The 19,218-nt window shown below is 39.7% G+C and carries 14 protein-coding genes; all 14 read right to left on the reverse strand.

Going from position 1 to position 19,218, the window contains the following annotated elements; all coding sequences use genetic code 11:
- Positions 1–794: aldehyde dehydrogenase family protein (locus tag KHB02_RS27530; protein WP_241114139.1), on the reverse strand; the 794-nt coding region annotated here is incomplete at its 3' end.
- A gap of 16 nt (positions 795–810) precedes the next feature.
- Positions 811–2,442: an acetolactate synthase large subunit gene (locus KHB02_RS27535; RefSeq protein WP_213143808.1), complete on the reverse strand. Its 1,632-nt coding sequence runs from the start codon at positions 2,440–2,442 to the stop codon at positions 811–813.
- A gap of 23 nt (positions 2,443–2,465) precedes the next feature.
- Complete coding sequence (locus tag KHB02_RS27540; RefSeq protein WP_241114140.1) at positions 2,466–2,657, reverse strand: hypothetical protein; 192 nt, start codon at positions 2,655–2,657, stop codon at positions 2,466–2,468.
- A 195-nt stretch (positions 2,658–2,852) separates the two neighbouring features.
- The gene (locus KHB02_RS27545; protein ID WP_213143807.1) at positions 2,853–3,560 is read right to left on the reverse strand and encodes a DNA alkylation repair protein; all 708 of its coding nucleotides are present in this window, start codon (positions 3,558–3,560) and stop codon (positions 2,853–2,855) included.
- Positions 3,561–3,875: 315 nt separating this feature from the next.
- Positions 3,876–4,856, reverse strand: a complete 981-nt coding sequence (locus KHB02_RS27550) for a GGDEF domain-containing protein (RefSeq protein WP_213143806.1) — start codon at positions 4,854–4,856, stop codon at positions 3,876–3,878.
- Positions 4,857–4,866: 10 nt separating this feature from the next.
- The gene (locus KHB02_RS27555) at positions 4,867–5,766 is read right to left on the reverse strand and encodes an EAL domain-containing protein (protein WP_213143805.1); all 900 of its coding nucleotides are present in this window, start codon (positions 5,764–5,766) and stop codon (positions 4,867–4,869) included.
- A gap of 223 nt (positions 5,767–5,989) precedes the next feature.
- The gene (locus tag KHB02_RS27560; protein ID WP_241114141.1) at positions 5,990–7,216 is read right to left on the reverse strand and encodes a benzoate/H(+) symporter BenE family transporter; all 1,227 of its coding nucleotides are present in this window, start codon (positions 7,214–7,216) and stop codon (positions 5,990–5,992) included.
- A gap of 250 nt (positions 7,217–7,466) precedes the next feature.
- Positions 7,467–8,336, reverse strand: coding sequence for a GGDEF domain-containing protein (locus KHB02_RS27565; RefSeq protein ID WP_213143803.1), 870 nt, complete (start codon positions 8,334–8,336; stop codon positions 7,467–7,469).
- Positions 8,333–10,438: a sensor domain-containing protein gene (locus tag KHB02_RS29975; protein ID WP_213143802.1), complete on the reverse strand. Its 2,106-nt coding sequence runs from the start codon at positions 10,436–10,438 to the stop codon at positions 8,333–8,335. The genes KHB02_RS27565 and KHB02_RS29975 overlap by 4 nt, the downstream gene beginning before the upstream one ends.
- Entirely contained in the window at positions 10,438–10,644 is a 207-nt protein-coding gene (locus KHB02_RS27575) for an aspartyl-phosphate phosphatase Spo0E family protein (protein WP_213143801.1), read from the reverse strand. The genes KHB02_RS29975 and KHB02_RS27575 overlap by 1 nt, the downstream gene beginning before the upstream one ends.
- Positions 10,645–10,831: 187 nt before the next feature.
- The gene (locus KHB02_RS27580) at positions 10,832–11,674 is read right to left on the reverse strand and encodes a CheR family methyltransferase (RefSeq protein ID WP_213143800.1); all 843 of its coding nucleotides are present in this window, start codon (positions 11,672–11,674) and stop codon (positions 10,832–10,834) included.
- A gap of 38 nt (positions 11,675–11,712) precedes the next feature.
- Positions 11,713–14,946, reverse strand: coding sequence for a response regulator (locus KHB02_RS27585; RefSeq protein ID WP_213143799.1), 3,234 nt, complete (start codon positions 14,944–14,946; stop codon positions 11,713–11,715).
- A gap of 44 nt (positions 14,947–14,990) precedes the next feature.
- On the reverse strand, positions 14,991–17,519 hold the full coding sequence (locus KHB02_RS27590) for an EAL domain-containing protein (RefSeq protein WP_213143798.1): 2,529 nt from the start codon (positions 17,517–17,519) through the stop codon (positions 14,991–14,993).
- A 415-nt stretch (positions 17,520–17,934) separates the two neighbouring features.
- Positions 17,935–19,218, reverse strand: a 1,284-nt coding sequence (pruA, locus tag KHB02_RS27595) for an L-glutamate gamma-semialdehyde dehydrogenase (protein ID WP_241114142.1), incomplete at its 5' end; no start/stop codon positions are given.

Genomic DNA, 19,218 nt, shown 5'->3' on the forward strand with positions numbered 1-19,218 from the left:
TGTATGTCTCCATCGTCGAATATGATGTTAGGGGAATTGGAGCCTAATTCAAGGGTAACTTTTTTAAAACCGGCGGTTTCACGAATTTTCTTTCCAACGGCTAAACTTCCTGTAAAGGATATTTTATGGACTTTTTCATGCGTGACAAGAGATGCACCTACTTCTCCCGTTCCCATTAACAAATTTAAAGCCCCATCTGGAAGGCCTGCTTCCTGAAATAACTTGACTAATTTATAACCCGACACCGGTGTTTTCTCGGCAGGTTTGAAAACAATTGTATTACCCGCAGCAATCGCTGGTGCAATTTTATGCAATGACAAATTTAGCGGAAAGTTAAAGGGAGTGATGGCTCCTACCACACCTAATGGGATTCGTTTCACTAACCCCAATCGATTTTCCCCTCCAATGGCTGCATCCATTGGCAGGACTTCTCCGGTAATATTTTTGGCAAGTTCAGAAGCAAACCTTAGAACTTGAACGGAACGATTGATTTCATCCCTGCTATATTTGATTGGTTTACCAGCCTCTCGGACAATCGTGTCTATAAAATCCTCAGGCTTTTCCTCTAAAAGGTCGGCAGCTTTTCGCAAAATATCACTTCGTTGATGAGCAGGCATCATCTTCATCGTGGAATGAAAAGTTTCAAAGGCATTTTCTACTGCCTCATTCAGATCAGCTTCTGTTGCTAAAGCTAATTCCGCTACAATTTCTTGATTATATGGATTTTTTACCTCAAGTGTTTCTCGATTATGTTCATTTCGCTCTTGACCATTGATAATCGAACCGAGCCGCATGTTGACCCTCCCTCTCTTAGCATTGAAGATGACTTAATTTCTCGGTTAATTTCATGTTTTCACTATAATCAACTGGGCAATCAATAAAGACAGGCTTGTTCATGGCAATGGCCTTCTCTAATGCAGGTTTAAGTTCCTCTGCCCTGTTAATTTGCAAAGCTTCAAATCCGTAAGATGATGCAAGCTGAACAAAGTCAGGATTTCCAAATTTAATATGGGAAGGACGGTTAAACTTTTTCAATTGATGCCATTCGATTAAGCCATATCCTTCATCTCTCCATAATAAAACAATAATAGGGAGATTCAGACGTTTGGCTGTTTCTAACTCAGCGCCGGTCATTTGAAAAGATCCATCCCCGCAAACAGCGACAACGGTACGATTCGGCTGGGCAAGTTTCGCCCCTATCGCTCCTGGGACAGCGATCCCCATTGATGCCAGGCCATTAGAAATAAGACAGGTATTCGGTTGATAGGTATGGAACATTCTCCCCATCCATACTTTATGTGCCCCCACATCTGAAATCACAATATCCTCTTCTTTTAAAACAGCTCTTAAATCGGAAATAATTTTCTGAGGTTTGAGCGGGAAGCTCGTATCGACACTAAATTGCTGGAGCTCAGCAAGTACCTTATTCCGAACGTTCGATACCCATGAATTATTCCTTTCTCTTGGGGAAATAACCTTATGTAACTTTTCTAAATTCCGTTTGATATCTCCTACTACGTTTAGTTTGACAGGATAATTTTGATCGGTCTCCGCTTCTTCTGTATCAATGTGTAAAATGGAGGTGGCACCTTTAGGATTCCATTTAGAAGGAGGATATTCTGCAATATCAAAACCAATCGCGATAATTAAATCGGAGTGATTAAATCCACAAGTAATGTAATCATTCCCGCCAATGCCTGCTGTAAATAAACTTAGGTCATGGGTCCAGGGAAGAGCTCCTTTTCCCATGAAAGTATGGACGACAGGGATATTGGCCTTTTCCACTAGAGCCCTTAATTGTTCAGCAGCATGTCCCCTAGTTATCCCGTTACCAGCTAAAATAAGTAGGTGCTCAGCTTGTTCAATAAGTTGAGCTGCTTGTTTAATGACCTGATCCCCTGCTTCTGTTAAAGTATGGACAGTTCCCTTTAAGGGAGTTCCCTGAACCTCCATTCCAGCAACATCATTTGGGAGATCGATGTGGACAGCACCAGGTTTATCTTGAGTAGATACCTGAAATGCTTTACGAACTGCTTCAGGGATGATCTCTCCTTTTTTAATTTGTGCATTCCATTTTGTTACAGGTTCATAGATATGGATCAAATCATAATACTGATGACTAATTTTATGCTGCCTGTCTAAACTAGCTTGGCCAGTAATCGCAACAATTGGATTCAAATCCATGTTGGCATTTGCCACACCTGTTAAAAGATTTGTTGCTCCCGGACCTAATGTGGCTAAGCACACACCCGGTTTTCCCGTTAACCTTCCGTAGGTCCCTGCCATAAAAGCAGCACTCGTTTCATGTCTGGTTACGATAAAATTAATCGTTGAATCCAGAAGAGCATCCATAAGATCGATATTTTCCTCACCTGGTATCCCAAAGATATATTTTACGCCTTCTTCTTCTAAACACTTTACTAATAATTCAGCTGCCTTCACTATTAAACACCCTTTACAATGGATTACGAAGAATTGGATGCTGCTTCTCCGTTCGTACGAATCATAACGTCGGCAATATTCGTGATCATTTCCTTCATAAATAAACACTTAATATCCAGACATAAAAATGGAATATATATAGTTAAGATTCTCTTTATGGGGAAATTTATCCTTAATGATTTATGGTATCCTGTCCTTTTGCTTTGTTCTGCCATAAAAATGCCTCCTTTATAAACTGCATTCCGCCTTGCTGATGCGTTTTTTTTAAAAGGTGTTATGCAATTATCTGGCCGTTAACATGAAAAAAGCACAATTCTTTCTGCAGAATTGCGCCTGATCGCGAAATAGCCACTTATCCTAGTTTGTTAGCGACCTTCCAATGTTGTATTGATCTTCGTTCCCGTGTAGTGCTAGCACCTAACATATTTACGTTTAAACCCAAGCTTCCCTCTATCAATCTCCTTTTGAATATTTTCGGAAGCATTCAGGATACTGCTCTTTTTCTTATCCCGCTTGATTTCGACTGGGCCAACAGCCTTTGCGGTTTCAACCGCCTTATCGTGGAGCGGCACATAGGAAATCGCGACGGTGTAGATAAAATTATTCATAGCGGATTTTGTTCGATCCGGAGCATCGTGAATCGTCTTTTCCACCTGATCCAGCATATCGGCAAGCTTACTTGCATCAAATTCATTGTCCTTTCGATTCCCCAACAGCCAGCAGTAACAGCTCCACCCTGCCGACATTCTCAGTTCTTCCCCGCTGGCAATCCATTTATCAGCAACAGCCTGCGCAATATCGGCTTCTGCCAATGTGACCGCCACCACATAATCGGAAAGCATATAAAAATACGCCCCATCCATCCAACGGTCAAAATCCTCCTCCGTCATGGCCTTTGGATCCGCAATGATGCCGGCAAAATACATGGCATCGTAGTTCCCGGTGGCGTAAAGCTGCTCCGCCAGAGGCTGATCCTTCTTGATTTTCTTCGCAATCGGCTTCATCGCACCTGTTGCCACGCCAAAAACTGGCTCGTGTGCACCATTGCCTATGTACATCTTTTTCAATCGCTCCTTGCCGAGCGCCTCAAGCTCCTGCATAACCGTTTCGAAATCCATTGTTTTTGCACTTCCTTCCCCGTATCATCATACCCACTTCATTGTAACCATATAGCTTCTATTCTTAATAATCATATTACCTGAAAACATTCCACGAATCTTGAAAAATGAGGAAAGTGCAGATAAAAAGACCAATTATAGGGTACTTCTAGAGGCGGTAAAAAGAGGGCGGAAAGTATATAGGAAGTTTTGGAAAGTAACCAGACCAATTCGGAAAGTATATCCAAATAAATGGAAATCACTTTAAAAAGTTCCCTGAACTAGGCTCTCCGCCTGGATTTTTGCTATAGAGTCCACATTGACGGTTATCATGCATCACCGAGGAGTGAGTGAGGCACAAGAACCGTCCCCCTGCTCCAAATTTATTAAATAACAACTTCCTACAACTTTTTTACACCGTTTTTTAACAATTGCAGCATATTCACCAAGCTCCTCGACTGTTTCAAAGGAGCGATTCTGGTTCGTAACGATGGCAATTGACAATGAAACGAGCTCTATTTTTTCAATAGTACCTTGACGATTCTCAGAAATGACATATCTTTGTAATAGGTGATTCGGAGAGTAAAATTGTTTAACCAACTCGTCAAATTCTCCCATGATCTTATGGCAAATGGATATATAATCATAATGACTTAAGATGGCAATGAAATCGTCTCCGCCAATATGTCCCAAAAAATACCCTTCTTGAACAAATATATTTTTAAGCAGCTCCGCTGTTGCTTGAAGAAGGTTATCGCCCTTTTTAAAACCATACGTATCGTTATACGCTTTGAATTGATCTAAATCAAAATATAAGATACTATAGCTTTCCTGCTGGATGATTTCCTTTATTTTCTCTTCAATAATATGGTTACCAGGCAAACTAGTTAGAGGATTTAAATAGCTCGCAAATTCTACTTGTACTTGAACTAATTTAAGCAATAAACTTTCGATGCTGACGATGCCGTGATACTTATGATCCTTGGTGACGATGACATAATCGTACCGCTCCTCATCTTTCCTCTCCATGGCTAATTTGCTTACTTCCGTTATGGATTGAAAATAATCAACTGTTAGCGGTTCCTTATTTATTATCAAGTTAACGGACCTTTCCATAAACACGTTATACCCATACAAAGTCCCGATTGTTTGATAAAAATGAGTTCTGGTAATAAGTGAAACAGGTATTTCTTTATTTACGACAACAATTCCCTGTATTCTAGTATTCTCTTTAAACATATGATCTACTGCTTTGTTTATCACATTTTGAGAAATACAGGGTACCTGTTCTGCAATATCACCAATATAAGCAACCATCTTTTCACCTTCAGTTTATGGCATTTTCATGATTAAATAAATCCTGCGGAATACGGCCCGGCCTTAGTTCCTCGTTTGGTCTGCCGAGGGCATATCCTTGACCGAAATCTACTCCTTGCTTACGTAAATAAGCAAATTCCTCTATTCTCTCTATACCTTCTGCAATAATTTCTGTAGAGGATTGTTTGGCATAATCGATGATTAATTTCACCAATTGCTGCTGTTCCCTACATTGATCAATATTTTGAATGAGTGACCGATCAAGCTTAATAAATTCAGGCTTTAAATAAACAAGTGTTTTTAGACTATTGTAGCCGGAACCGACATCATCAATAGCGATCCGAAACCCCTGTGAACGATAATTTGAAAGGACTTTTTCAAAAAGCGTAAAATCAGTCACAGCACTTTTCTCCGTTAATTCAAAAATAACCTGTTTCGGTCCAATCCCAAGCTCGGCTAAAAGTTGGATCGTTTCCCCACTATGATAATTAGAATCTAATAAAACATGAGGGTGAATATTAATAAATACCAGCGGAGTACTTTGATATCCATCACAACCATCGAGCTTATCAATAAAACGTTTAAGTGAAAGATTCCTGCAAAAACATTCAAATAAGAACACTTGATTTGTATTTCCAACAAATTCATAAAACATTTCAGTGTTCGGAAATAAACTGGTTTGATTAGGGCGATTTAGTGCTTCATACCCAATCGTTTCTCCTGTCTCCAAACTCAGAATAGGCTGAAAGAAAGTATTTAATGCTTGCCTCTTCATGATTTCTTGTAATTCCTTCAACCTTTTAAAATGCAAAACTTCCTTCTTTCTTCTATCATTTAAATGCTTTAAATAGGAATAAAAAATATTATTCCCAAATGTCGAAAATAAAGCGCCCTTTTCTTGAATGTACATGTTGTGCACCTACTCTTAATATGGTAATTATTATTTTAAGTTAAGAGTGTTAACGGATTGTTACTGTATTCTTTATTTTTTGTAAATTAAGAGGAAGAAGAATCGTCCCCATGTCCCGTTTCACGTCACACCAAAACAGGACAAAAGAACCATCTCCATATCCCATTCGGAATTCAAATAGAAATGAAGCATGAGAACCGTCCCTCTGCCTCAGCCCCCCTTTTTATTTTTCAACAGTCTTAGCAATCACAGCCCCAATTATGAGTGCCCAAACAGGCGCGCTGATGTGGAGAAAGGAGACTTGCGACAGAGCGATTAGGAATGCTGCTAGTGCACTGAAGCGGTAGCGGTTGTCTGAAAATCCCTGCAGCAAACTGGAATGCAGCACCCCGATTAAGGCAAAGCCGGCCAGCATCGACACAAACGCCTGCGGCAAGGATTGAATGAAGGGAACGATTTTCCATGCAAAAATACCAAATAACATAACGAAAATCCCTGACAAAACAGACCCGGCATATCGTTTTGATTTTTCGCCAGAATCAGGTCCAGCGCATATCGCCGTCATCATTCCAGCGATATTCGCGCAATGGCCGCCGAAAAACCCCGTGATGCTTGAAAACACACCACTAATGGTGACAATTTTACGGATGGGTGGGTCAAAATCCTCGCTTTCCAACGCGCCTATTCCCGGTGCCGCATCATTGCTAAGGACTAACATCGCCAGCGGGAGGGCCAAGGTCAAGACTCCCATCCACGAGAATTCCGGAGCATGCAACGACGGCAAGGAAAAAGGAATTCCCTGTGAACTCAAGTCGAAATTCTGTGTGAAAAAAAGCGCCACAAACGCCACGGCGACCGCTGCCATGACGGCAGGAATCCGCTTGCTGAATTTGGTGCATACAAAAAAGCTGACCAAGGCTGCCAACCCGACCACCGGCATTTCTTGAATAGCCGGAATCAGCTTCACCACATATCCAGTCACCAATCCTGCCAGCATCGCCGATATCACTTCCTTCGGTACCCATTTGATGATTTTTGTAAAAAGTCCCGACACGCCAACGATCATGATCGTAAGCCCAGACAACACATATCCCCCGATGAGTTCCGGAAAGGTAAAATGGGCCGTAACCGTTGCTAGGAAAGCCACGCCCGTGATGGAATGGCCGCCGGTGATCGGCTTTCGAAAAAGAAGAGCCATCAAAACGCCAACTACACCGGGGAAAAAATTAGCGGCAAACATCCAGGTAATCGTTTGCTCATTCGTAAAATGGCCGGCCGTTGCAGCCTGCAAAATAATCAGCGCCGGTCCTGTCATAAGCAATGTGCTGGAAATAAGACCTGACGATAGATTTTGACTATTAATATCGTGGAGAAAAGATTTTCTTTTTCTATTGGACTGTAAACGAACACTTTCATCTAATTTTTCTTGTAATCCCATCTGCCTTCCCACATATCCTCTCTTTTTATACTATTATTAAAAAGGTAGGATAATATATTTCGATTGTCAAACTTTTTGGAATAGTTTATCAGTTTTCGAGGCACGGGGACGGTTCCCATGCATCATCGCGGAGTGAGTGAGGCACAAGAACCGTCCCCATGCATCATCGCGGAGTGAGTGAGGTACAAGAACCGTCCCCATGCATCACCCACTCAAATAAAGGCGAACAGTGTTTTAGCTGTCCGCCTAGATTTATCATTATTTATTCCATTGAATAGGCGAGATTTACTGTATTCTTTCCAGCCGATTTTGATTTATACATGGCTAAATCCGCGAGTTTAAGTATTGAAGCGGGAGTGTCTTTTGGTTGGCACATAGCAAGGCCGATGCTCGCGGAGATTTTACAATCGTGGACGCTTATCTGCAATAGGTTTAAGATCCGATTTGCTTGGGCTTCTGCTTGGTGTAAGTTAGCACCCTTAAGCAATACTGTGAACTCATCACCTCCGAGCCGGCCCACAAAAGTACCCTCATTTTCTATTTCTAGTAGTTTTCGGGAAACCTCTATTAAAAGCTTATCCCCAACCTCGTGGCCATACCGGTCGTTCACCTTTTTAAAGCCGTCCAAATCAATAAACATTAAATAGGATTGGTCCTTTTTCTTTAAGGCACTCTCTAACTCTCTTATAAAGTAATGTCTATTGGGAAGTCCTGTTAAAGAATCATATAAAGCCATTTTGGTTAGTTTTTCATTTAACTCCTGTATTTTTAGCTGCCTATTTATGAGTTTCTCCGCTAATGCCCCAACCCCAATCGAGCAAGAAAGGGTGATCAACGAAATCCCAATATGCAAGGCGGAGTTCTCATCGATCACATTTACACTGTGGAATTTTTTCTCATAAAAGAACCAGCTTAGATGATAGGCATTGACGATGATTCCAGCAAAAACACCGCCATACAACCCTAAATAATAGGAAAAGATGAAGCACGGGATAAGCAATGCAAACCAAGACAGATCGTCAATATAAAACCTTTCATAATCATCTAAAGAATCGGGTATGAGTATAATAAACACACATAACGAAAGAAGGGGTAATGGAATTTTCCGAGTATTTATCGACAAACTTTTCAAGTGTTAATCCTCCGCCAATCATTGCTCTTAGATAGAAGTTGGGAAAACGCAGCTACATCCACAGGCTTACTAAACAGATATCCTTGAATCAGACTACATTTGTGCTTTAGTAAAAAATCAAGTTGCTCTTCTGTTTCAACCCCTTCAGCTACCACCTTTATTTTTAGTTCTTGTGCCAAATAAAGGATTGATTTGATGATCGCTTCATCATCAAAACTAGAATGAATAGCATTAATAAAAGAACGATCAATTTTTAAAAAATCCACTTTAAATTTTTTCAAATAATTAATCGAGGAGTATCCTGTCCCGAAGTCATCTAAGGAGATCGCAATACCACTCTCTTTTAAAGCATTGATGGTCGCTAAAACTTTTATTTCATTTTGAATAAGGGATGTCTCGGTAATTTCAAACTCCAACCATTTCGGATCGATGTTGGTTTCAGCTAGAATCATTTGCAATTTGCTAACAAGATCATCCTTTAAAAAACGTTTCGCACTAATATTGATCGATATGGGAACGATTGTATTTCCACCATCCAACCATTGTTTAATTTGCTTACAAACCTCCCCAATAACCCAATCCCCTAAATCAATAATTAAATTCGTTTCTTCTGCTAATGGAATAAAATGATCAGGAGGAAGAATTCCCCTTTCAGGATGGTTCCAACGAATTAAAGCCTCGGCTCCCTTAATTTTCCTGGTCTTTGGGTCCACCTTTGGCTGATAATGGAGGATGAATTGTTCCTCTTGAATGGCTTTCATCAAATCGTTGACCATCAGAAATTGCTGATGAAATTCAGTTGTCATCGAAGGAGTGTAAAACTGAATATTGTTTTTCCCCAGTCCTTTTGCGCGATATAAAGCAATATCCGTATTGGCGCATAGCTCATTCATGGTCCGGCCGTCACGTGGAAAAATGCCGATTCCAATACTGTTCGTAATGTGTAAGTGATAATCTTGAATGATAAATGGGGACTCAAATTCCCTTTGTATTTTTAATGCCACTTCATTTGCGGCTTTCGGATGACAATTCGTTAGAATAATGGCAAATTCATCGCCGCCAAGTCTTACTAACAGATCATTTTCAGTAAGATGGCGACCCAATCTTTTTGCTGCTTCTTTTAGAAGTTGATCTCCTCCAGAATGTCCTAATGTATCATTCACAAACTTGAAGCGGTCCAAATCCAAATAAAACAATACAAACTCTTCCTTATAATTTCTTACCAAACGCTCTAATTTCTCCTCAAATAGCCTTCGGTTAGGCAAATCGGTTAAATAATCGTGATAGGCATAATAATTAATCTGATCATATTCTAATTTCTTGTTATGAATATCAGTAACTAGACCATCTAGACGTACTAAGGCTCCATCGGAGTCTAAAATGGGAAATGTCCGCGCCTCGACCCATTTTATTTCTCCTGACGAATCCACAATCCGATACTGATATATACAGTTTTCCCCTTTTCTAAGCTCCATCTGGCTTTGTTCAAAGCACTTTAAATCTTCAGGATGAATTAGTTCTATCCAATCACGGGAACCATTCATAAAATCTTCTTTTTTGATTCCTGATAAGGTTTCAATGCCTGAAGATACATAAACAACTTTACGAGCGCGGATATCCCAAGACCAAACACCTAAATTTAGACTTTCATAAATTTGCTGGAATTGTGTTTCACTTTCCTTTAACCGTGTCTCAGTCTGAATAAGTTTTGAAATGTCTTTCGCAATTCCGTAAATACCTACTACCTCACCATTGGAAAACATAGGAATATTGGTAACGGTAACTTCGACATAATGTCCGGCTTTATGAATGCAGCTGCAATTATATTGTTGCACCTGCCCGCCTACAGCAAGTTGAACATGATCTGAAACCCGGTCTAGATCTTCTTTTTTAACTAATGCATGGTACAATCCATGAATCTCATTTGAGGAGTACCCAAGAAAGCCTTCTATACTTTTATTGCAGCTTATAATATTGCCCACTAAGTCCATTGTAAAAATGGTATCAGGATGATGATGAAATATTGATTGATGGATATTTTGTTTATGAAGTTCATCAGAGGATATCGTGTATTCGGTCTTTGCAATTTGAAGTATGCTCACTAATAATTCCCCTCAATTTCACGATTTTTGTGGTCATTTCTATTTAGAGGTACATGATTTAATAATTGAATTTGATAAATTAATTCATCTAGTTCTCTACTGCATTTCAACACTGTCGGACTGGAAAAGCCATATAAGTAAACAAGAGTTTCTAACTTGTTTTTCAGTTCTGAAATCTGCTCTAAGATCAATGAGGCATTATCCATTTTTTCCTCCACTTTTACTATAACTGCTTTATTTTTATAGTTTCATTATGAAATAACAGGAAAAAATAAAATATCACCAAACCTTCCCAATATGAACAATCATAAAATAAGGAAGGTCTTCCTATATACAAACAGTCTTAACTACCCGTATTTTTTCACAAAAAAAAGGCCAATTCTGGCCCTTATTTCAGTTTATCTTTTTATATAATTTCTGACTGCTGCTAATGGTTTCATAGCAGTCGGCTTTCATTGTGTGGTTAATCGTCTCTTTATCACCAAGGCCAAGAATCCCCAACTTCCCCAAACTTTCATAAAAGAGGGAATGGACTTTATCTTGCAGGTTTTTATTAAAATAAATTAACACATTTCTGCAGAGAATGACATGAAATTCATTAAAGGAATGATCTGTCACTAAATTATGCTGGGCAAAGACGATATTCTTAGAAAGGAACGGATGGAATTTCACACCGTTATTGGTGACATGATAATAGTCAGAAAAGGCCTTTTTTCCTCCCGCCAAAATATAATTATTCGTATATTTCCTCATCTGTTCTAACGGAAATACCCCTAATTTAGCAATTTTCAATACTTCCGCATTGATGTCGGTGGCGTAAATCTTGGTCTTTTCATAGATGCCCTCTTCGTGGAGCAGCATAGCCATGGAATACACTTCTTCACCAGTCGAGCAACCTGCATGCCAGATCCGAATTGAAGGGTATGTCCGCAATTGGGGAACGACCTTTTCCCTGAAGTCGAGAAAAAATAAGGGATCGCGAAACATTTCTGTCACGTGAATCGAGAAGTCCGAAATGAGCCTTTTTAAACAAGCAGGGTCATGTAAAATCTGTTCTAACAACCCCGTAATACTTGAAAGCTTTTCGGCATGGATCCTTTGCCAGATTCTCCTTCGAATCGATTTATAAGCATAGTTTCGAAAGTCATAACCGCACCATGTGTATAAACCTTGTAATAACAAGTCGATTTCAAGTTTTTCTAAATCCTGTTGGGATTCGGTCGAATGATTACTCATAAGCCCTCTCAATCATTTATTCTAGATTCTCCAAGATATTATTTTTTATTGTATAGCCACACTCTTATCAGAGAGATCAGTTGATCCGGGTCAAAAGGCTTCACAATATAGTCAGACGCTCCTGCCTTTATACACTTTTCCCGATCTTCCTTCATCGCCTTTGCCGTTAGGGCAATGATAGGTAAAGAAGAGTATTGCGGTTTTTCTCTTATTCTTTGAATGGCTTCATATCCATCCATTTCAGGCATCATGATATCCATCAATACCAAATCAAAACGAGGACCTTTTTCTAAAATTTCAATACCTTCCTTACCATTCTCGGCAAATGTAATATCCATATGATAAGTTTCGAGTAAACTCATTAACGCGTAGACGTTTCGGACGTCATCATCCACGAGAAGAATCCTCTTTCCCTCAAGCTCCTTCTGAACCGTAGCTTGATCGGCAGTATCCACGTCCCCATTTTCTGCCTCTTTTTCACTTTCAGAATGTAAATATAATTCCAATTCATCCATTAACCTTTGCGGTGAATGTTCATCTTTGATAATGATGGTATTCGTGTATTTTAATAAATGGATCTCTTCTTTCGCACTTAAGTCACGGCCCGTGTAAATAAATACGTGTAACTTTTCGTTGTCAGGGCTGGTCTTAATTTTTGCTAATAAGTCCATTCCGTTTGAATCTGTTAATCCTAAATCAAGGATCATAAAATCAAACTTGCTTACCTTTAACTCTTCCATTGCCTCCAAGCCCGTTGAGACAGCTTTGATGACGACATTTTTTGCACCGACCAATTCCATTAGACTATTCCGTTGTCTCACATCATCATCGACTATCAAAAGCCTTTTTATCGGTTGGTTGCCATCTATCGTAAGGTCTTTTTCAGGTACACTGGTGGGTTCACTTATTTCCTCTCGCTTTACCTTTGTGGATTCAATTGTTACGGCCACCTCTTTCAAGGGTTTAACCTGTTTTTGTTCCTTGGCCTCCTCTTGAAAATCCGCTACATAAAAAGAAAATCTGCTTCCCTTCCCCTGTTCACTTTCAACCACAATTTCACCGTTTAAAAGATTGGCTATTTCTCGACAAATGGACAAACCTAATCCGGTTCCGCCAAACCTCCGACTCGTCGTACCGTCAGCTTGCTGGAAGGCTTCAAAAATAAGCTCCTGTTTATCATCTGGAATCCCAATCCCGGTATCAACGACAGAAAAAACATACGTCGGCTGCTCGACGATGTTAGAAGACAATCCAATCTCAAGCCTTACCTCGCCTTGATTCGTGAACTTAAAGGCATTGGACAAGAGATTTTTTAGAACCTGCTGTAACCTTTGTTCGTCACTAATAAGGGATAGCGGCAGATCATCCTGTAAAGAAATGTGGAAGTTTACGTTCTTTTCGTCTGCGATGGGCCTAAAACTATTTTCCACAAACTCTACTAGATCACTAATCAGTACTTTACCTGGATTCACCCTCATTTTTCCTGATTCAATTTTTGCCAAATCTAAAATATCATTAATGAGTACCAATAAATCACGGCCAGAAGAATGAATCGTCTTTGAAAAACTTACCTGTTTTTCGGTAAGGTTCCCCCCCGAATTTTCCGCAAGCAATTTAGAAAGAATCAACAAACTATTTAATGGCGTTCGAAGCTCGTGGGACATATTGGCCAGAAATTCGGATTTATATTTAGAGCTTAACGCAATCTGCCTTGCCTGTTCTTCAAGTTCGGCATGGGCACTTTCCACTTCCCTGTTCGTTAATTCGAACATTTTATTTTTCTCTTCTAAAATGGCCGCCTTTTCCAGCAATTCCTTATTGGTTTGTTCCAATTCTTCCTGCTGATACTGCAGTGTTAGCTCTGATTGTCTTAGTGCTTGTGTTTGTTCCTCTAACTCTTCATTTGTAGCTCTGAGTTCCTCCTGCTGTGCCTGTAACTCCTCAGATTGTGCCTGGACCTCTTCCGTTAACATCTGGGATTCTTGCAGTAATTGAGCAAGTCGAATTCTTCCATACACACTCTCAAGAATAATCCCTAAACTTTTCGCGATTTCGTCCAATAAGACATTCTGTTCCTCCGTTAAAGCTTTAAAGGATGCCAGTTCTAATAACGCTTTTACTTCGCCTTCAAACAGAATCGGGAAAATAGAAAGATATAAAGGTGTTCTTTCCCCCACACCAGTTTTTATTTGTATATAGTCTGATGGGACATCTGTAAGAATAATTGGAGATTTCTCAATGGCAGCTTGTCCGATGAGGCCCTCCCCAAGTTTAAATGTAATGGGATGCTGTTTATCGTTCATTTTTCCATAGGATGCAAGCAAGGTAAGGGACGAATCTTCCTTGCCGTACAGGACCGCATGACAGGAGTCAAGTAAAGGTACCGCCTTTGAAAGAAACGTTTGAGACAGTGTTTCTAGATTTTGAATACCACTTAAACTAGTGGTAATGTCCGCAATATTTGACTTTACCCAGAGCAAACTTTGTTCGCGCATTCTTTGTTCCGCCAACGACAGCACCATCGTATTAAAAGAACGAGCGACTTCACCAACCTCATCATTGGATGTTACTTCAACCTTTGTGCGAAGATCGGCCTTTCCATTTGCGACATTTTCCATGACATTCGAAACTTTACTTAACCGATTCGCAAATTCCCACACGATTCGGACGATATAACTGGATGAAAGAACAATGGCGATCAAGCTAATAAGACTGGTGATTGCTATTTGCCACTTGAAGCTTTTGGTTGAATCAACAAAAGATGCGCTCATGTTGGTTTCAAAATGCTTGGTAAAGACTGAAATTTCCTGAAAAAGCTTGTCATGAATGGAATGCCCGTTGTTATCGATCATCTGAATCGCTGCAGCCTTATCACCTTTAGCATTAAGTTCGATTACTTTGTCTTTATAAACATTAAATTCAATAATAATTTCCTTTAGATTATGGACCATATCTATTTGCTCGCTGGTATTGACTTTGGATTCCAACAAGGTAAGATCCTGACTCACTCTTTCACTTAACATTTCAACATGATCCAATTCCTTTTGAATCGAAGCCTTGTTAGTGAAAAGGACCACATTTCTTAAACTAATGGCTTCATCTTTTATTTCCTTTTGGATTTGTTCAGCTAACAATGCCTTCTCATAATTGTGTTGAGTAAGCTCCGTCAATTTCGTCAGATTTTGAATTTGTAATAACCCAAAAACGATGATGAGAAGAACAATGATTGGTTTACTGCTAATTCCCAGAATTAGCTTCGTTTTGAATTTCATAAAGAGCTCCTCGCAGTAAATTTTACATGCTGAATGTCCTTATCTTATGCTTTAAGATTCTCCCCCTCTTCAATACATGTTTGGTATACCTTTGCCATAGCCTGCAAGCGATCATTGACGGCTAGTTTTTGAAAAATCCGTGTAATATGATTTTTTACTGTATGTTCACTAATAAATAACGCATCTGAAATTTCTTTATTGCTTAACCCATTTACTAAAAGCTTAAATACATCCATTTCTCTTGATGAAATAGCGTATAGTTGTTCAGTACGAAGGAGTGCTGCATCGAGAAGCGATGCACTGGAAAACCCACCGGAAGCTTCCACATGTCCACTCGTTAATTCCCCTTTATTATTCTTTTCCTTCTTTTCAAAACGGATAATTCCCTTGCGGTTCGTTGCTTTAGAGAGAGCCGGAACAAGAAACGCTTCGAATTCGGCGGCAGGTACAGGGGGAGAATAAAGGTAACCCTGGGCCTCGTCACATTGGTATTTTTTCAAAAAATCTAACTGTTCCTCTGTTTCAACACCCTCAGCAACCACCGACATATGCAGTCCGTGAGCTAACGAAATAATCGAGGAAATGAGTGTTTGGCTATGAGAGGCATCTTTGGAAATATCGCTTATAAAGGATCGATCAATTTTTATGGTATGGACTGGAAAACGCATGAGATAGCTTAATGAGGAGTAGCCTGTTCCAAAGTCATCGATGCTGATCCGAATTCCCCATTTTCTAAGTTGGTTTAATGTTCTTGTGATGATCTCCTCATTTCCCAATATGGTTGATTCGGTAATTTCAATCTCTAACCATTCTGGGCCTAGTTCCGTTTCCTTTAAAATTTGCTGAATGCTGCCAACCAAGTCTTTTTGTAAAAATTGTTGGGCTGAGAAATTCACTGATATTTGGATGGGGGCATATCCAGCTTGCTGCCAAGCTTTATTTTGCAGACAAACAGACTTAAGGATCCAGTCGCCAAATGCCATTATGTCCCCCGACTCTTCTGCCAGCGGGATAAATTCCGCAGGAGAGACAGGGCCCCAATTCGGATGATTCCATCTTAATAATGCTTCGGCATTTCTAACTTTACCCGTTTCAATATCTACTCGAGGTTGATAAACAATCGATAACTCCTCACGTTCGATCGCTTTTCGCAGGTCGTTCCTTAAAATAAAGTTCTTATAGGATTGGATATTCATCCCGGAATGGAATACCTTATATCTATTTTTCCCTTGTTCTTTTGCACGATAAAGGGCGGCATCTGCGTTCCTCATTAATACTTGGGCATCCTCACCGTCGTAGGGAAAGACACTAATTCCTATAGAAGTGGTCATGTATAATTCATAGTTATCAATAAAGAATGGCTCTTTATAAACCTCTAAAATAGTCTCTGCTAGTTCAAGTGCGCTTTCCCGGTCCGTATCTGGTAAGAGAATCGTGAATTCGTCTCCGCCTAACCTTGCCACTAAGTCCTGAGCTCTCGTAGTGGCCGAAAGTCTTTTGGCGATTTCCATTAGCAATTTATCCCCTACAATATGCCCGAGTGAATCATTAATATATTTAAATCGGTCCATGTCCAAATACATCATTGCTAAAGGCTGATTAGACTGCCTGCCTTTATTTAGCATGAACGTTAATTTTTCATTAAATAATCTTCTATTCGGCAGCTCCGTCAAGCTATCGTAATAGGCCATATGGGTAATCTTTTCCTGATCATGCTTCTTCTTGGAAATATCACGGATTGTAACGGCAATAAGACAGCGATTCTGTACGTATCTTTTGCCAATTTGGATTTCAGCCGGAAAGACTGTTCCATCTTTTCTAGTAGCCTTAATCTCTTCCAGATTGTCATGACCTGGTAGATAACTTACATTCTTTATCGTATTTAATAAACTATTAATATAGTTAGTAGATTCTTCTCCTAAAAATAGCCCCAATACACTTTTTCCGATTAATTCATGCTCATGATATTGGAACATTCCTTTAATGGCCGGGTTGACTTTTAAGATCCTCCCACTTTCATCAATGACAAGCATGGTATCAATGGAGGTTTCACTGATCACATTTGCTAATGCTTCAGAAATGCGCAATTGAGAAGTCAAATTCGATAGCTCCACATTAGCCTTTTCTAATTCCTTTGTTTTCTCCGTAAGAATAGCGGCTTGCTGTCTTAGCTGCTGATTTAATTTATAAATCTCAATAAAACGTTCGACTTTTGCTTTTAAAATAGTAGGTTCGAGAGGTTTCAGAATATAATCAATCGCACCGAGGGAATATCCGGTAAATATATGTTCAGAATCCATATTGTTGGCAGTAATAAAAAGAATCGGAATGTTTTTCGTCTTTTCGCGTGCTTTAATGATCTTGGCTGTCCCGAAGCCGTCTATACCGGGCATTTGTACGTCTAGCAATATTGCTGCAAAATCATGCCTTAGCAGGCATTTTAGTGCCTCTTCACCTGAAGAAGCTTTTACTAGATTGTAATCTTCATGCTCAATAATCGCTTCCAAAGCTAATAAATTCTCGGGTCTATCATCGACTAATAGGATATTTATTTTACTATCAATGCTCATCATAATCCTCCCCTCTTGTATACAGGACCAAAAGGTATTCTTTATAAGTAATAAATTAGTATTATTCCAGTTAACTATGTAGGTAGTGTTAACTATCATTTTACTTATTATTACAAAATTCGGAGCATATTAACATAGTTTCGACAAAGTTAGACAATGACAATTATAGTCGATTTCCCCTTTTTAGCAGACTAAGAACCTGATTAAATTATGATAAATCGGACAAAAAATAAATATCACCTGTTATTCCTATCTTTTTCATTCTCGAAAAAAAGGGAATATACTCCTAGTAGTGATGCATAGGGACGGTTCTCTTGCCCCATTGTGAGGCAGAAGAACCGACCCCCGCTCCACAAATCTAGTAAAATAAAAAAGAGGTTGAAACCAAATCAGTTCAACCTCTTTTTTACATATTAAATTATTCCGCATCCATAAATGGATAAGCAACCTCTGCAGTTGGTGCAAAGTTTTCTTTGATCACGCGAGGGCTTGTCCAACGAATCATGTTAAAGACAGAACCTGCTTTATCGTTTGTGCCAGAACCACGAGAACCGCCAAAAGGCTGTTGGTTAATCATGGCACCAGTTGGTTTATCGTTGATATAGAAGTTCCCGGCTGCACCCGATAAGCGGCGTTCTAAATGAAGAATGGCTCCGCGGTCTTGTGCAAAAATAGAACCTGTTAAGGCATACATAGAAGCTGTATCAACTGCCTCCAATGTTTCTTCCAATTTATCATTTTCATAAACATAGATTGTTAAGACTGGTCCAAAAATTTCTTCTACCATTGTCTTAAAGTTTGGATTCTTAGTCACAATAATGGTCGGTTGAACGAAATATCCAACAGAATCATTATAAGTACCGCCAGCAATAATTTCTGCTTCTTCAGAAGCTGCTGCGTAATCGATATAGCTCGTAATCGAATCAAAGGCCGCCTTATCAATAACAGCACCCATGAAATTCCTAAAGTCGCGGACATCCCCAACTTTAAGCTTTGCAGTTTCTTCTACTAAACCAGCCTTTACCTCTTCCCACAAGCTTGCAGGAATGTAGGCGCGAGAAGCTGCTGAACACTTTTGACCTTGGTATTCAAATGCACCACGAACTAGGCTAGCGACTAATTTGTCTACTTGTGCGGTTTCGTGAGCAAACACGAAGTCCTTACCACCTGTTTCCCCAATTAAACGAGGATAAGATTTATAGCTTGCAATGTTTTCTCCGACTGTTTTCCAAATCGTCTGGAACGTACTTGTTGATCCAGTAAAGTGGAATCCAGACATACGAGGGTCTGTTAATACCACTTCAGATACTTGTGAACCACGAGAAGGCACGAAATTGATGACGCCTTTTGGTAATCCTGCTTCTTCTAAAATGCGCATAAAGTAATAGTTTGCAAGTATAGAAGTTGTTGCTGGCTTCCAAACGACTACGTTCCCCATCATCGCAGGGGCTGCTGGCAAGTTTCCGCCAATGGCTGTGAAGTTAAATGGAGAAATCGCCAGTACAAAACCATCTAATGGACGGTAATCTAAACGATTCCATACATTCTTCATACTTTCCGGTTGAATTTGATAAACCTGATTTGCATAATCAACGCCAAAACGTAAGAAGTCTACTAATTCTTGGGCTGAATCAATTTCAGCTTGAACAGCTGTTTTGGACTGTCCTAACATTGTCGCAGCATTCATGACATCACGGTATGG

Origin of the sequence: Neobacillus citreus (assembly GCF_018343545.2) — a bacterium.
In the GTDB taxonomy this organism is placed as follows: Bacteria; Bacillota; Bacilli; order Bacillales; family Cytobacillaceae; genus Neobacillus; species Neobacillus citreus.

What these genes read in the sequence shown, in the direction of transcription:
- KHB02_RS27540 (WP_241114140.1), bottom strand. Translation starts at nt 2,657, where the DNA reads ATGGCAGAACAAAGCAAAAGGACAGGATACCATAAATCATTAAGGATA.
- KHB02_RS27545 (WP_213143807.1), bottom strand. Translation starts at nt 3,560, where the DNA reads ATGGATTTCGAAACGGTTATGCAGGAGCTTGAGGCGCTCGGCAAGGAG.
- KHB02_RS27550 (WP_213143806.1), bottom strand. Translation starts at nt 4,856, where the DNA reads ATGGTTGCTTATATTGGTGATATTGCAGAACAGGTACCCTGTATTTCT.
- KHB02_RS27555 (WP_213143805.1), bottom strand. Translation starts at nt 5,766, where the DNA reads ATGTACATTCAAGAAAAGGGCGCTTTATTTTCGACATTTGGGAATAAT.
- KHB02_RS27575 (WP_213143801.1), bottom strand. Translation starts at nt 10,644, where the DNA reads ATGGATAATGCCTCATTGATCTTAGAGCAGATTTCAGAACTGAAAAAC.
- KHB02_RS27580 (WP_213143800.1), bottom strand. Translation starts at nt 11,674, where the DNA reads ATGAGTAATCATTCGACCGAATCCCAACAGGATTTAGAAAAACTTGAA.
- KHB02_RS27585 (WP_213143799.1), bottom strand. Translation starts at nt 14,946, where the DNA reads ATGAAATTCAAAACGAAGCTAATTCTGGGAATTAGCAGTAAACCAATC.
- KHB02_RS27590 (WP_213143798.1), bottom strand. Translation starts at nt 17,519, where the DNA reads ATGATGAGCATTGATAGTAAAATAAATATCCTATTAGTCGATGATAGA.